Source organism: Gordonia sp. 11cp (assembly GCF_057767225.1).
In genome coordinates this window covers 1,355,458-1,368,643 of sequence record NZ_CM173437.1, presented here as the reverse complement: position 1 = coordinate 1,368,643, position 13,186 = coordinate 1,355,458, and the positions used below count along the sequence as shown (strand labels likewise).

The following is a 13,186-nucleotide window of genomic DNA, read 5'->3' as shown; positions in this document are numbered from 1 at the left end:
ACGCCGTCGGTTTGCCCCCTCGACGAGGGTGCTGCCGGCCGTCGCGCCTGCCGTAGGCTTCCGTGCGTGACAGCTTCTGCGAACCCGACAGCCGACGGCTCCTCCGCAGACCCGGGAGCGGGGTCGGACGTCGTCGAGATCTCGACCGACGGTGCCTGCCTGGGCAACCCGGGCCCGGGCGGATGGGGTGCGGTGCTCCGCTACAAGGGCACCGAGAAGCGGATCTCCGGTTCCGAGCCCGATACGACGAACAACAAGATGGAACTCACGGCCGCCATCGAGGGTCTCGCGGCACTGACCAGACCGTCGAAGGTCATCATCTACACCGACTCGACGTACGTCCGCAACGGGATCATGAAGTGGGTCAACGGCTGGCAGGCGAACGGCTGGAAGACCAAGGACCGCAAGCCGGTCAAGAACGCGGATCTGTGGCGCCGTCTGGTCGAGGAGGAGAAGCGGCATCAGGTGGAGTGGCGCTGGGTGAAGGGGCACGCCGGCGATCACTTCAACGAGATCGCCGACGAACTGGCGACGACCGCGGCCCGGTCGGTCGCCCGATGACCCCGGTGGCGGTGGCCCTCGAACCCGTGCGCGACGAGCACCTGGTCGAGGCGATCGAGGGTGCGGGCGGACGGATCGTCGGCCTCGACGACGCGCGGGTGCTGGTGTGGATCGGACCGCCGTCGGACTTTCCGGAGCTGCCCGACACGGTCGAGTGGGTGGCCCTCAAGACCGCGGGGATCGAGGACTTCGTGGCCGCCGACATCCTCGACGACCGCCGCATCTGGACCAACGCGTCGGGCTTCTATGCCGAGAACGTCGCCGAGCATGCGCTGGCGCTTCTCCTCGCGGGACTTCGGCAGATCAACACCGCCGTCCTCCGGCACTGGGACAAGGAGCGGATCGACACCGCGGTCCGGTCACTGCACGGTTCCACCGTGGCCATCGTCGGAGCCGGCGGGATCGGCGCATCGCTCGCTCCGCGCCTCCGGGCATGCGGTGCCCGCGTCGTCGCGGTGAACCGGTCGGGCCGAGAGGTCCCCGGCGCGCATGAGGTCCGCCGGTCGGACGAGTTGGACGACCTGTGGGCGACGATCGACCACGTCGTGCTGGCCGCGCCGGCGACCCCCGAGACACGGCACATGATCAACGCCGACAGCCTCGCCGCGCTGCCCGCGCACGCGTGGGTGGTGAACATCGCGCGCGGCCCCCTCGTCGACGAGGAAGCGCTGTACCGCGCGTTGGCCGACGGTCAGATCGCCGGGGCTGCTCTCGACGTGACCGATCCCGAACCGCCCGCCGAGGACCATCCGCTCTGGTCCCTGCCGAACGTGATCATCACCCCGCACGTCGCCAACCCGGCGTCGGGACTGACGCGTGAGCTCGCGCCGTGGGTCGCCGAGAATCTGCGCAGGTTCGCCGCGGATGAGGATCTCCTCTCCGTGGTCACCGTCGGAAGCGACTACTGAGGTCTCGTCAGGCCGGTTACGAACGATTTTCTAGAACACGTTCTCGTTTTCGGGTGCGACGTGGCATGGTCGACGGGTGATTCTCGACAGATTCCGGATAGACGACCAGGTGGCCATCGTGACCGGCGCGAGCCGGGGGCTCGGGGCGGCGATCGCGGTCGCCTTCGCCGAGGCCGGCGGCGATGTGGTGATCGCGGCGCGCAGCGAGTCCGACCTCGAACAGGTCGCCGAACGGGTCCGTGCCGCGGGCCGGCGCGCCCGCACCGTCGCAGTGGACCTCGCCGACCCCGACGCGGCGGCCGCGCTCGCGCAGACCGCGGTCGATGAGTTCGGGCGACTCGACACCGTGGTCAACAATGTCGGCGGTGCGATGCCCCGGCCGCTGTTCGACACGAGTCCCAAGCACCTGCGGGATGCCTTCGACTTCAACGTCGGTAATGCACACGCGCTCGTCGTCGCCGGTGCCAAGCAGATCCTCGCGACCAGCGGTCAGGGTTCGATCATCAACATCACCTCCGCGGTCGGCCGCCTGCCCGGGCGTGCCTACGCGGCCTACGGCACCGCGAAAGCCGCTCTCGCGCACTACACCCGCATCGCGGCGATGGATCTGAATCCGAAGATCCGGGTGAACGGGATCGCGCCGGGCGCCATCCTGACGTCGGCGCTGGAGATCGTCGCGGGTGACGAGGGGATGCGCAGCGCCGTCGAGACATCGACGCCGCTGCACCGGTTGGGCGATCCGGAGGACATCGCCGCGGCCGCGCTCTACCTGGCGTCACCGGCGGGCGCCTACGTCACCGGCAAGATCCTGGAGGTCGACGGCGGCATCATCGCGCCCAACCTCGACCTTCCGATCCCGGATCTCTGATCAGTCCGAGCCGCGCTCGAGCGCCCCGGCGATCTGCTGTTCGAGATGTGCGGCCGCCACCTGCGGAACGTCGATGATGCCGTCGAGCTCGGCGCGGACCTTCTTGTAGGCGGCCTGCCGCTCGGCCGGCGTGGCCCCGGCGTCGGCGGCGACGTTGATCAGTTTGCGCGCCCGGTCGAGTGCCTCGCGCTCGACCGGGGAGAAGCCGGACTGCTTGCGACGCCGTGCTTCTCGCTCGGCTGCGTCGAAGGCGGCGGCGTAGTCGCCGACCGCATCGCGGTATTCGGCGAAATCCGCCGGCGACATCGATGTCGCGGCCGTGGAGAGGTCCGCGGCGGCGGGATCGGGTCGCAGGTCGTCCGCGCGCACCCGGGCCCGGTGGAAGGCGAGGGTCAGCGGCTCGCGCATGTCGGTCATCAGCGGGTACTCGATCAGGGTCGCGAGATCGAGTTCGTAGGCGAACCACTTCTCGTTGAGTGCGTCGTGCTGTCGGAGCACCCTGCGCAGCTGATCGGCCGAGGTCGTCGTGAGCTTGAGCTGCTCGGACTGTGCGGTGGCCTTGATCCGAGCGAGCTCGATCTTGTCCCTGCGCCGCTTCTCGTTGTACTTGCCGATCGAACCCGCCCACCCGCCGACGACCGCGCCGATCGGGAAGATCAGCCACCAGTTGTCCGTGGCAAAGTTGACGATCTCGTTCACGGCTCAACTGTACCGAGACCTGGACGTAGGTCATTAGGGTTGACGAATGGCCGATCCCGATGCCCCGAAACTCACCGTCGAGACCGTCGATGCGTGGCGAGAGTGGTTGCGCGACAATCACGAGACGTCGCCCGGAGTGTGGCTTGTGTTCTGGCGCAAGGGCTCGGGCCGGGAGCCGATCGACTACGACGAGTGTGTTCGCGAGGCGCTGTGCTGGGGGTGGATCGACGGTCACACCCGTGTCATCGACGAACAACGCCGCGGCATGTGGTTCACCCGGCGCGGGCGCAACAGCGGGTGGTCGGCGTCCAACAAGGCGCGCGTCGCCGACCTCGCGGCCGCCGGCCGCATCCAGCCCGCCGGACAGGCCGTCATCGACGACGCCCAGGCCCGCGGCCTCTGGACCCTGTTCGACGATGCCGAGGCACTGATCGAGTCCCCCGAACTGGCCGCCGCGCTCGACGCCGACCCCGCCGCCCGGGCCAACTGGGATGCGTTCCCGCCGAGCGCGCGCAAGTTCGGACTGTCCCAGATCGCCCTGGCGAAACGACCCGAGACCAAGACCAAACGCATCGCCGGCCTCGTCGAACGCGCGGCGCGCAACGAGCGACCTTCGTGACCCTTCGAGGCTCGTCGCTTACGCTCCTCGCACCTCAGGGATCGGGGGTGGGCTCGTCGCTTACGCTCCTCGCACCTCAGGGATCGGGGGTGGGCTCGTCGCTTACGCTCCTCGCACCTCAGGGAGCGGAGGGGACGCCTTTACTGCTCCCTGAGGTGCGAGCGAAGCGAGCCACGAAGGGCTCCGAAACCCGCGTCACCAGGCCCTTCGTGGCTCGTCGCTAGCGCTCCTCGCGCCTCAGGGAGCAGAGGGGGTCGCTCAGGTCGCCTCGATGGCTCCGGTGAACTGACTCTCGTAGAGCCGGCAGTACGCGCCGCGGGCGGCGAGCAGTTCGTCGTGGCTGCCCTGCTCGACGATGTGACCGTCCTCCATGACGACGATGACGTCGGCATCGCGCACCGTGGACAACCGGTGCGCGATGACGAAACTCGTACGGTCCGACCGCAGATTCGCCATCGCCTTCTGGATGAGCAGCTCGGTGCGGGTGTCGACGGAGCTGGTCGCCTCGTCGAGGATCAAGATCGTGGGACGGGCGAGGAACGCCCGCGCGATCGTGATGAGCTGCCGCTCACCGGCACTCACCCCGCCGCCCTCGTCGTCGAGGACGGTGTCGTAACCGTCGGGAAGGGTCCGCACGAAGTGGTGGACGTGACTCATCCGGGCCGCGTCGAGCACTTCTTCCCGCGAGGCGGTGGGGTCGCCGTAGGCGATGTTGTCGTAGATGGTGCCGCCGAAGAGCCACGAGTCCTGCAACACCATGCCGGTGCGTTCACGCAGGTCGTCGCGGGTCATCTGGGTCGAGTCGACTCCGTCCACGCAGATGACGCCCGAATCGACGTCGTAGAACCGCATGATCAGGTTGACCAGGGTGGTCTTGCCCGCGCCGGTCGGACCGACGATCGCGACCATGTGTCCGGGGCGGGCCACCAGGCTGAGGTTCTCGATGAGCGGTTTGTCCTCGACATAGCGGAAGGAGACGTCGTCGAACTCGATGAGTCCCTTGTCATCGGTCGGGGTCTTCGGGCTCGCGGCGTCCGGCGACTGTTCGTCCGCGTCGAGGATGTCGAAGATCCGCTCGGCGGATGCGACGCCGCTCTGCATGAGGTTGATCATCGAACCGATCTGCGTCAGCGGTTGGGTGAACTGGCGCGAGTACTGGATGAACGCCTGCACCTCACCGAGACTCAGCGATCCCGAGGCCACGCGCAGACCGCCGACAACCGCGACCGCGACGTAGTTCAGGTTCCCCAGGAACATGATCGTCGGCATGATGACGCCCGAGATGAACTGCGCCCGCCAACTGGACTCGTACAGCTTCTGGTTGCGTTCGTCGAAGGTCGACTGGATCTCGCGCTGGCGGCCGAAGGCGGTCACCAGCTCGTGGCCGGTGAAGGCCTCCTCGACCTGAGCGTTGAGGGCGCCGGTCGAGGACCACTGCGCCGAGAAGTGCGGCTTCGACCGTTTGGCGATCACGCCGGTCGCGATGATCGCCAGCGGAACCGTGGCCACGGCGATCAGGGCAAGCAGCGGCGAGATCCAGATCATCATGATCAGCAGCGCGATCACCGTCAGCACCGAGTTGGCGAACTGGGAGATGGTCTGCTGCATGCTCTGTGACAGATTGTCGAGGTCGTTGGTCACCCGACTCAGCAGCTCACCACGAGGCATGGTGTCGTAGTAGCGCAGCGGCAGGCGATGCACCTTGGCCTCGACGTCGTCGCGCAGCCGACGGATGGTGCCGACGACGACGATGTTCAGCAGGTAGCCGGCCAGCCACGCGAGCAGTGACGAGACGACGTAGAGCGCCAGGGTGATGAGCAGCACGCGGCCGACTTCGCCGAAATCCACTCCGACGCCGGGTGTCACGTCCATCGAGGAGACCATGTCGGCGAAGGTGTCGTCCCCGCTCTCGCGGAGACCGGCGACCGCCTGTTCCTTGGTGAGTCCCTCGGGCAGGGTGCGTCCGATGACGCCGTCGAAGACGAGGTCGGTGGCGTATCCGAGCACGCGGGGCGCGATCGCGATCAGCACGACCGAGCCCACCAGCGAGGCCAGCGTCACGGTCATCAGCATGCGATAAGAGGCCAGTTGTGCGACAACGCGTTTGACCGAAGGCCAGAACGAACGGGGTTTGGATTCGGGTCCGGCCGCCATCGGCGGACCTGCGGGCCGGGTCATGCGCGCTCCTCCATCGCCATCTGCGATTCGACGATCTCGGCATAGGTGGGACACGACTGGCGCAGGTCGTCGTGCGTACCGAGACCGACGATCCGTCCGCGATCGAGGACGACGATCTGCTCGGCGTCGATGATGGTCGAGATACGTTGGGCCACCACGATCACCGCCGCCTCGCGTGTGGCCGGACGCAGTGCGGCGCGCAACCGTGCATCCGTGGTGAGGTCGAGCGCGGAGAACGAGTCGTCGAACAGGTAGATGGCCGGTCGGCGGATGAGTGCCCGAGCGATCGCCAGGCGCTGGCGCTGTCCGCCGGAGACGGTCGTGCCGCCCTGGGACACCTTGGTGTCGAGCCCGTCGGGCATCGCCGACACGAAGTCCTCGGCCTGCGCGATCCGCAGGGCCTCCCAGATCTCGTCGTCGGTGGCGTCGGCCTTGCCGTGCAGCAGGTTCGAGCGGACGGTTCCCGAGAAGAGGTACGGCCGCTGCGGAACCAGACCGACGACCGATCGCAGTTCATCGGGGTCGAGCCGCTTCACGTCCGTACCGCCGACCCGGACCGCGCCGGACGTCGTGTCGATCAGTCGCGGGACCAGCCCGACGAGTGTCGTCTTACCCGAGCCGGTCGATCCGACGATCGCGGTCGTCGTGCCCGGCTCGACGCGGAAGTCGATGCCGCTCAACACCGGGTCGTCGGCGCCGGGGTAGCGGAACTCGGCGGCGTCGAACTCCACCATGCCCGGATGGGTGGCGAATCCGATCGGCTCACTGGGCGGATGGACCGAGGTGTCGGTGGCCAGGACCTCGGAGATGCGCTCGGCGCAGACCGCCGCGCGCGGTGCCATCATCGCCAGGAACGACGCCATCATCACCGACATCAGGATCTGCATGACGTAGCTCATCACGGCGGTCAGCGCGCCGATCTCGAGCGAACCGTCGGAGACCGCGTGACCGCCGAACCAGATGACCGCGACGATGGTGACATTGGTGATCACCATGACGACCGGGAACATCAGGGCCATCAGCCGTCCGACGTGCAGGGTCGCATCGGCGAGATCGTCGTTGGCGACGGCGAACCGCTTGCGCTCGTAGTCCTCCCGCACGAACGCCCGGACGACCCGGATGCCGGTGATCTGCTCGCGCAGGACGCGGTTGACGTTGTCGATCCGTTCCTGCATGGCGCGGAAGCCGGGGATCATCTTCGCGATGATGGCCCCCATCGAGACCCCGAGTACGGGTACCGCGATCGCGATGACCCACGACAATGCGGGCGCCTCGCGGACTCCCATGATGATGCCGCCGATGCACATGATCGGAGCCATCACCAGGATCGCGCTGCTCATGACGATGAGCATCTGCACCTGCTGGACGTCGTTGGTGGTGCGGGTGATCAGCGACGGTGCACCGAAGGTGCCGACCTCGCGTGCGGAGAAGGAGTTCACCCGGTGCAGCAGGTCGCCGCGGATGTCGCGCCCGACCCCCAGCGCGGCGCGGGACCCGAAGAACTGGGCGGCGACCGTGACGATGATCTGCGCGACGCTCACCAGCAGCATCCATCCGCCGATGCGCAGGATGTAGCCGGTGTCCCCGCGGGCCACGCCGTTGTCGATGATGTCGGCGTTCAGGCTCGGCAGGAACAGCATCGCGGTGGTCGCGAGCAGCTGCAGCACGATGACGAGGACGACGTTGATCCGGTACCGCGCCAGGTACGTGCGGATGAGGCGGGTCAGCATCTGACCGCCGGGAGCGAGAGCGGGCCGTGTTCTACTGCGATCACCTGCGCAAGACTAGTTGCCGCTCGCAACGGACGCCTCTGAGTATCGCCCGGGCGGTGTGCGGGGCCGGCGAGGACGGCGGTCTGCCGCTCAGACGGTCGGCGGTTCGGTCAGCGCGACGGCCGCCTCCGCAGTGTGGGTGAGGAAGGTGAACGACTCCTGGAAGTAGAGGTTCACCACATCGCCGTCGTGTGAGTCGTAGCCGATCGACACGTCCTGGCCGATGGTCAGCTCGAAGTCGCCGCCGCGGGTGCTCATGACGAACGCGCCGCTGATCGCCGGCGCCCACACGATGTCGCCGGTGAACAGCCGCTGGATGTGTTCGAGGATCGGGTAGCCGTGGTTCGACGTCTCGTTGACCTGGGTGTAGGCCTCGGCCGACAGGGCCACCGCGTACGGACCGTCGACCGACGCGAGTCGTAGCGTGCTCAGCGCCTGACTGACCGCCTCCGGGTAGTCGCGGACGTCGGTGGGCAGCGGGATCGGAGAGGCGGAGGCCTCGGCGCGGATCCCGCTGATCGACGCCGCGGTGTAGCCCTCGAAGATGGCCCGGTCCTCGGCGAGTGCGAGTTCGCGCGCGGCGTCCACGACCGGATCCCAGTCGGAGTCCTTCGCGCCGCGATCGACGTCGTCGATGGCCTCCCGGGACACGGTGAACGGGACCTTGAGTTCGACCAGCGACTGGGTGCGACGCTGGAACGCGGTGATGCCCTGGGCGGGGGAGTCGATCTTGGTGCGATGCCCCAGGGTCACCGACGCGGTGTCGGAGCCGAGCGGCCCGGTGACGTCGACGAGGCGCCGGCCCGCGACGTTGCGCTTGAACGAGCGGGTGGCCTCCTCCTCGATCTCCGCCCACGCCGCGTCGGAGATCGGCGCGAGTTCGCGATGCAGGTTGTTCATGGTGTCCTCCTGGTGCGGCCGGGATGGGGTTTCCGGGTGCGGTGGTCGGGTGTCGTGTCGTCAGTGCAGTGACCCGATGCCCAGCGAACCGTCGGAACGGGTCGTCGGGGACGGGGGAGCGGCGGGTGCGGCGTCGGGCGCGGGCGGCAGCTCTTCGAGGAAGTCGAGGGTCGGGGTGAAGAACTGCGACCCGGTCACCGCGGTGGTGAAGTCGAGGAGGCGGTCGTAGGTGCCGGGCGGGTCGCCGATGAACATCTTGCGCAGCATCTCCTCGGTGACGTCGGGCGCTGCCGAGTAGGCGATGTAGAAGGTGCCGTTCACGCCCGTGCCGGAGACGTCGCCGTAGGGCATGTTGTCGCGGACCACGTCGATCTCCTCGCCGTTCTCGTCCTCGACGACGTTCAGCGCGATGTGGGAGTTCGGTGGCTTCACCTCGTCGGACATCTCCACGTTGTCGAGCTTGGTGCGTCCGATCGCGGCTTCTTGCTCCTCGGTGCTCAGGCCGTTCCACGACGACAGGTCGTGCACGTACCGCTGGATCGCGACGTAGCTGCCGCCCGCGAAGTCCGGGTCCTCCGCACCGACCGTGATGGCGTCGATCGCGGCCTGTCCGGTCGGGTTCTCGGTGCCGTCGACGAACCCGATGAGGTCGCGTAGGTCGAAGTAGCGGAAGCCGTGCACCTCGTCGACCACGGTGACCGCGTCCCCGAAGGACTCGGTGATCTTGGCGCCGAGTTCGTAGCACAGGCCCATGTCGTCGGACTTGATGTGCACGAGCAGGTCCCCGGGCGTCGCCGGGGCGGTGTGGACCTCGCCCTCGTAGGGAACGAACGGACGCAACGAACGGGGCCGCGGGCCGGCGAACAGGCGGTCCCACGCCGCAGACCCGATCGACACGATGCCGGCCAGTGCGGCCTCCGGTGCCCGCGAGGACACCGCGTTGTTCAGCCCGGGAATTTCCTCCAGCGCATCGCGAACCGCGTCTTCACCGCCGTCGTCGATGGTGAAGACGAGGAAGATCGCCGACTTCGTCTTCCGGGTCAGGATCGTCTGGGGCACCGGCACGCCCAACACCCTAGCCGATCGTCACCCGGCGTGGGGTGGCAGATCATGCTGCGAATGTATAGGGCAGGCAACCCTTTTCGACGACGAGGTGCGGACGAGTCCGCGTCAGCTGCGCGGTGTGGCCCGCGCCACCGCCCGGCCGGCGGCGCGCCCGGAGAAGATGCATCCGCCGAGGAACGTCCCCTCCAGGGCGTTGTACCCGTGTACGCCGCCACCGCCGAAGCCCGCGACCTCACCGGCGGCGAACAGGCCGTCGAAGGCGCTGCCGTCCGGCCGCAGCACCTGGGAGTCGAGGTTGGTCTCGAGACCGCCCAGGGTCTTGCGGGTGAGGACGTTGAGCCGGACCGCGATCAGCGGGCCGTGCTCCGGGTCGAGCAACCGGTGGGGCTTGGCGACGCGAACGATCTTGTCGCCGAGATACTGTCGCGCATTGGTGATCGCCATCAGCTGGGCGTCCTTGGAGAACTTGTTGCCGATCTCGGCGTCGCGCGCGGAGATGATGCGCTCGATCTCCGCGAGGTCGAGTTCGGGGCCGCGAGCGATCTTGTTCATCCCGGCCACCAGCTCGGGCAGATTGTCGGCGACCACGAAGTCGACGCCGTTGCGCACGAAGGCGTCCACCGGTCCCGAGGCACCCTTCGCCAGCCGGCTCTTCGCGGTGAGCTTGAGGTCCTTCTCGGTGATGTCGGGGTTCTGCTCCGACCCCGACAGCATGAACTCCTTCTCCACGATCGTCTGCGTGAGGATGAACCACGAGTAGTCGTGGCCCGCCGACAGGATCGCCTTCATCGTCGAATTGGTGTCGAAGCCGGGGAAGTTCGGCGGTGCGAGACGATTGCCGTTGGCGTCGAGCCAGAGTGACGACGGGCCGGGGATGATCCGGATCGCGTGATCGGGCCAGATCGGGTCCCAGTTGTGGATGCCCTCGGTGTAGTGCCACATCCGGTCGCGGTTGACGATGTTGGCGCCGGCGCTCTCGGTGATCTCCAGCATCCGGCCGTCGACGTGCGCGGGGACGCCGGAGATCATCGTCTGCGGAGCGGGGCCGAGACGATCGACCGGCCAGTTCTTGCGAATCAGATCGTGGTTGTGCCCGATGCCGCCGGAGGTGACGATGACCGATCCGGCACGGATCTCGAAGTCGCCCACGACATCCCGGTTCGACGCCCGGCCGCGCTCGGCGTCGGTCGGGGCGAGTGTCACACCCCGCACGCCCACGGCGGTGCCGTCGTCGACGACGAGTTCGTCGACGCGATGCCGGAACCGGAACTCGACGAGCCCGCGCTTCTCCGCCTCCAGGACCGGCTCGGCGAAGACCCGGACCACCTCCGGTCCGGTTCCCCACGTGAGGTGGAAGCGGGGCACGGAGTTGCCGTGGCCGTCGGCGAATCCGCCGCCGCGTTCGGCCCAGCCGACGATCGGGGTGATTCGCAGACCGAGGTCGTGCAGATACTGCCGCTTCTCGGTGGCGGCGAAGTCCACATAGGCGCGAGCCCACTGGCGTGGCCAGTAGTCCTCGTCCTCACGATCGAAACCCGCCGATCCCATCCAGTCCTGCAGCGCAAGGTCGGCGGAGTCGGAGATGCCGAGGCGGCGCTGCTCGGGTGTGTCCACCATGAACAACCCGCCCAGGGACCAGAATGCCTGCGCACCAAGGTTGTTGCGGTTCTCCTGATCGACCACGACGACGCGACGCCCGGCCTTGGTGAGCTCGTATGTCGCGACGAGTCCCGCCAGGCCCGCACCGACGACCACCGCGTCGGCCTCGTTCTCCGCCACCGCATCTCCTCCCGCCGCAGCCATGCCGGGTTGCTCCGGAGCATGTGCACTCGCAGAAGAGACTAGCCCCGCACTAGAGCACGATGTCGGCGTACCGGTGGAACCACGGTGCGGCCGCCTCGAGGCCGGCCGCGAGCGCGAGGAGATCGCCGTCGGCACCGAGACGGCCGACGAACTGCACGCCGAGGGGGAGGCCGGCCGCGGTCCAGTGCAGCGGCACGCTCATGGCCGGCCGCCCGGTGAGGTTGGCGAGCTGGGTGTACGGCACCCAGCCGAGGCTCTCGTAGACGAGTTTGTCGATGATCCCGAGACGGGAGATCGCGCGGCCTGACCGTGCGCGCGAGGCGAGCCGCGCCGCCCGCTGGAGGGCAGGCGGCGTGGTCATCGAACCCACCCGCGGTGGTGGCACGGCGAGCGTGGGCGTGAGCAGCAGGTCGTGGGTCTGATGGAACCGGTCGAGGGCCAGGACGTGGTCGTTGATCCGGTCGAGCGCGCTGAACAACGGGACGACCCCGGCTGCTCGGCCAAGCTCGGCGAGGGTCAGGGTGTCGGCTTCGAAATGCGAGTCGGGAGCTCCGGTGAGGCGTCGGACCTCGTCGACCTGCGCGGCGCACTTGGCGAACCAGATGTCGAGGAAGTCGCGTGCGAGGGCGGCGTCGTCGTGCGGCGGGTCCACCTCCTCGACGTTGTGGCCGAGGTCGGTCAGCACCGACGCGGCGTGTTCGACCGCGGCCACGGCTTCCGGATGCGGGTTCCCGTTGATCGCCGACGTCGTCGTATAGCCGATCCGCAACAACCGGGGCGGGGTGGCGATCCGGGCGGTGTAGCTCTCGGTGTGCAGGGGCGTCGGGTAGGTCGACGACGGCGTCGGCCCGATGAGCGCGTCGTAGAGGGCCGCGGCGTCGCGGACGGTCCGGGTCACCACGCCCTCGACGCCCATCCCGAAGAGCGGCTCGCCGGTCTGCGGACCGAACGGCATCAGGCCACGAGAGCTCTTGAGCCCGAACAATCCGGTGCATGCGGCGGGGATGCGGATGGAACCTCCGCCGTCGCTGGCCCCGGCCGCCGGCACGATCCCGGCAGCCACCGCGGCGGCGCTGCCGCCCGACGACCCGCCCGGGGTCGCATCCAGGTCCCAGGGATTGCGCGCCGGACCCCAGAACGTGGGCTCGGTGATCGCCTTCGCGCCGAATTCCGGGGTGTTCGTCTTGCCGAAGATCACCAGGCCGGCATCGAGGAAACGCCTGACGCCGAAGGAGTGTTCGCGGGCGATGTGCGAGGCGAGGGCGCGAGAGCCGCGTGTCGTCGGGTACCCGCGGTAGTCCTGCGCGAGGTCTTTGATGAGGAACGGGACGCCGGCAAACGGCCCGGTGAGGTCTCCCCGGACGCGCGCATCGGCTTCGGCGTCCATGCGGATCACGATGGCGTTGAGGGAGGGATCGACGGCGTCCGCACGTGTTCGCGCGAGGTCGAGGAGTTCGGCTGCCGTCACCTCGCCGGAGGCGACGAGACCGGCCAGGGTGGTCGCGTCGCAGGACAGGTATTCGCCCATGTGCACGTCCCGACACTAGTGGTTCCGGGGGCGGGTCGAGCGGACTTGGCGGTGATCGCCGGACAGGCGGGCGGCCGGGCCCGCTGTCCCGAAAACCACGGTCACCGTTGCCCACCCAAACCGATAACGGCCTCATCGCGGGCACGTGGACCGAACAGACGAAGAAATCGGCCGACGCGTCCTCTATGTACCAAATGGGCTGTTCAGCCGCGGAGGGTGTGACATGAACCACCGTCGGCAGGCATCACAAGACCCGCTCTCACCTTTGCCGTGGCGTTATCGTGC

The 13,186-nt window shown here is 68.3% G+C and carries 11 protein-coding genes; 4 read left to right on the top strand and 7 right to left on the bottom strand.

Features of this window, described 5'->3' with window-relative positions:
* The first annotated feature begins 66 nt into the window (after positions 1-66).
* From rnhA to AC3B6C_RS05950, 3 genes are all read left to right on the top strand, one after another.
* Positions 67-561, top strand: coding sequence for a ribonuclease HI (gene rnhA, locus AC3B6C_RS05960; protein ID WP_010844455.1), 495 nt, complete (start codon positions 67-69; stop codon positions 559-561).
* Complete coding sequence (locus AC3B6C_RS05955; protein WP_488375353.1) at positions 558-1,469, top strand: D-isomer specific 2-hydroxyacid dehydrogenase family protein; 912 nt, start codon at positions 558-560, stop codon at positions 1,467-1,469. The genes rnhA and AC3B6C_RS05955 overlap by 4 nt, the downstream gene beginning before the upstream one ends.
* A 76-nt stretch (positions 1,470-1,545) precedes the next feature.
* Positions 1,546-2,337, top strand: a complete 792-nt coding sequence (locus AC3B6C_RS05950) for an SDR family oxidoreductase (protein WP_488375352.1) — start codon at positions 1,546-1,548, stop codon at positions 2,335-2,337.
* Here AC3B6C_RS05950 and AC3B6C_RS05945 read toward each other — a convergent pair whose 3' ends face one another.
* A complete protein-coding gene (locus AC3B6C_RS05945; protein ID WP_488375351.1) occupies positions 2,338-3,036 on the bottom strand; it encodes a hypothetical protein in 699 nt (232 codons plus the stop codon).
* A 46-nt stretch (positions 3,037-3,082) separates the two neighbouring features.
* On the opposite strand from AC3B6C_RS05945, the gene AC3B6C_RS05940 reads away from it, so the two are divergent.
* A complete protein-coding gene (locus tag AC3B6C_RS05940) occupies positions 3,083-3,655 on the top strand; it encodes a YdeI/OmpD-associated family protein (RefSeq protein ID WP_014928548.1) in 573 nt (190 codons plus the stop codon).
* Between the two features lie 258 nt (positions 3,656-3,913).
* Here the strand turns inward: AC3B6C_RS05940 and AC3B6C_RS05935 are convergent, their stop codons facing one another.
* From AC3B6C_RS05935 to AC3B6C_RS05910, 6 genes are all read right to left on the bottom strand, one after another.
* Positions 3,914-5,833 carry an ABC transporter ATP-binding protein gene (locus AC3B6C_RS05935; protein ID WP_488375349.1) on the bottom strand — a complete coding sequence of 640 codons (1,920 nt, stop codon included), beginning with the start codon at positions 5,831-5,833 and terminating at the stop codon, positions 3,914-3,916.
* Complete coding sequence (locus tag AC3B6C_RS05930; RefSeq protein ID WP_010843186.1) at positions 5,830-7,563, bottom strand: ABC transporter ATP-binding protein; 1,734 nt, start codon at positions 7,561-7,563, stop codon at positions 5,830-5,832. The genes AC3B6C_RS05935 and AC3B6C_RS05930 overlap by 4 nt, the downstream gene beginning before the upstream one ends.
* A gap of 132 nt (positions 7,564-7,695) precedes the next feature.
* Positions 7,696-8,505, bottom strand: coding sequence for a family 1 encapsulin nanocompartment shell protein (locus AC3B6C_RS05925; protein WP_010843185.1), 810 nt, complete (start codon positions 8,503-8,505; stop codon positions 7,696-7,698).
* A gap of 60 nt (positions 8,506-8,565) precedes the next feature.
* A complete protein-coding gene (locus AC3B6C_RS05920; protein WP_010843184.1) occupies positions 8,566-9,570 on the bottom strand; it encodes a Dyp-type peroxidase in 1,005 nt (334 codons plus the stop codon).
* Between the two features lie 105 nt (positions 9,571-9,675).
* Entirely contained in the window at positions 9,676-11,349 is a 1,674-nt protein-coding gene (locus AC3B6C_RS05915; RefSeq protein WP_488375348.1) for an FAD-binding dehydrogenase, read from the bottom strand.
* 73 nt (positions 11,350-11,422) lie between these two features.
* A complete protein-coding gene (locus tag AC3B6C_RS05910) occupies positions 11,423-12,901 on the bottom strand; it encodes an amidase (RefSeq protein ID WP_055475964.1) in 1,479 nt (492 codons plus the stop codon).
* Between the last annotated feature and the right edge of the window lie 285 nt (positions 12,902-13,186).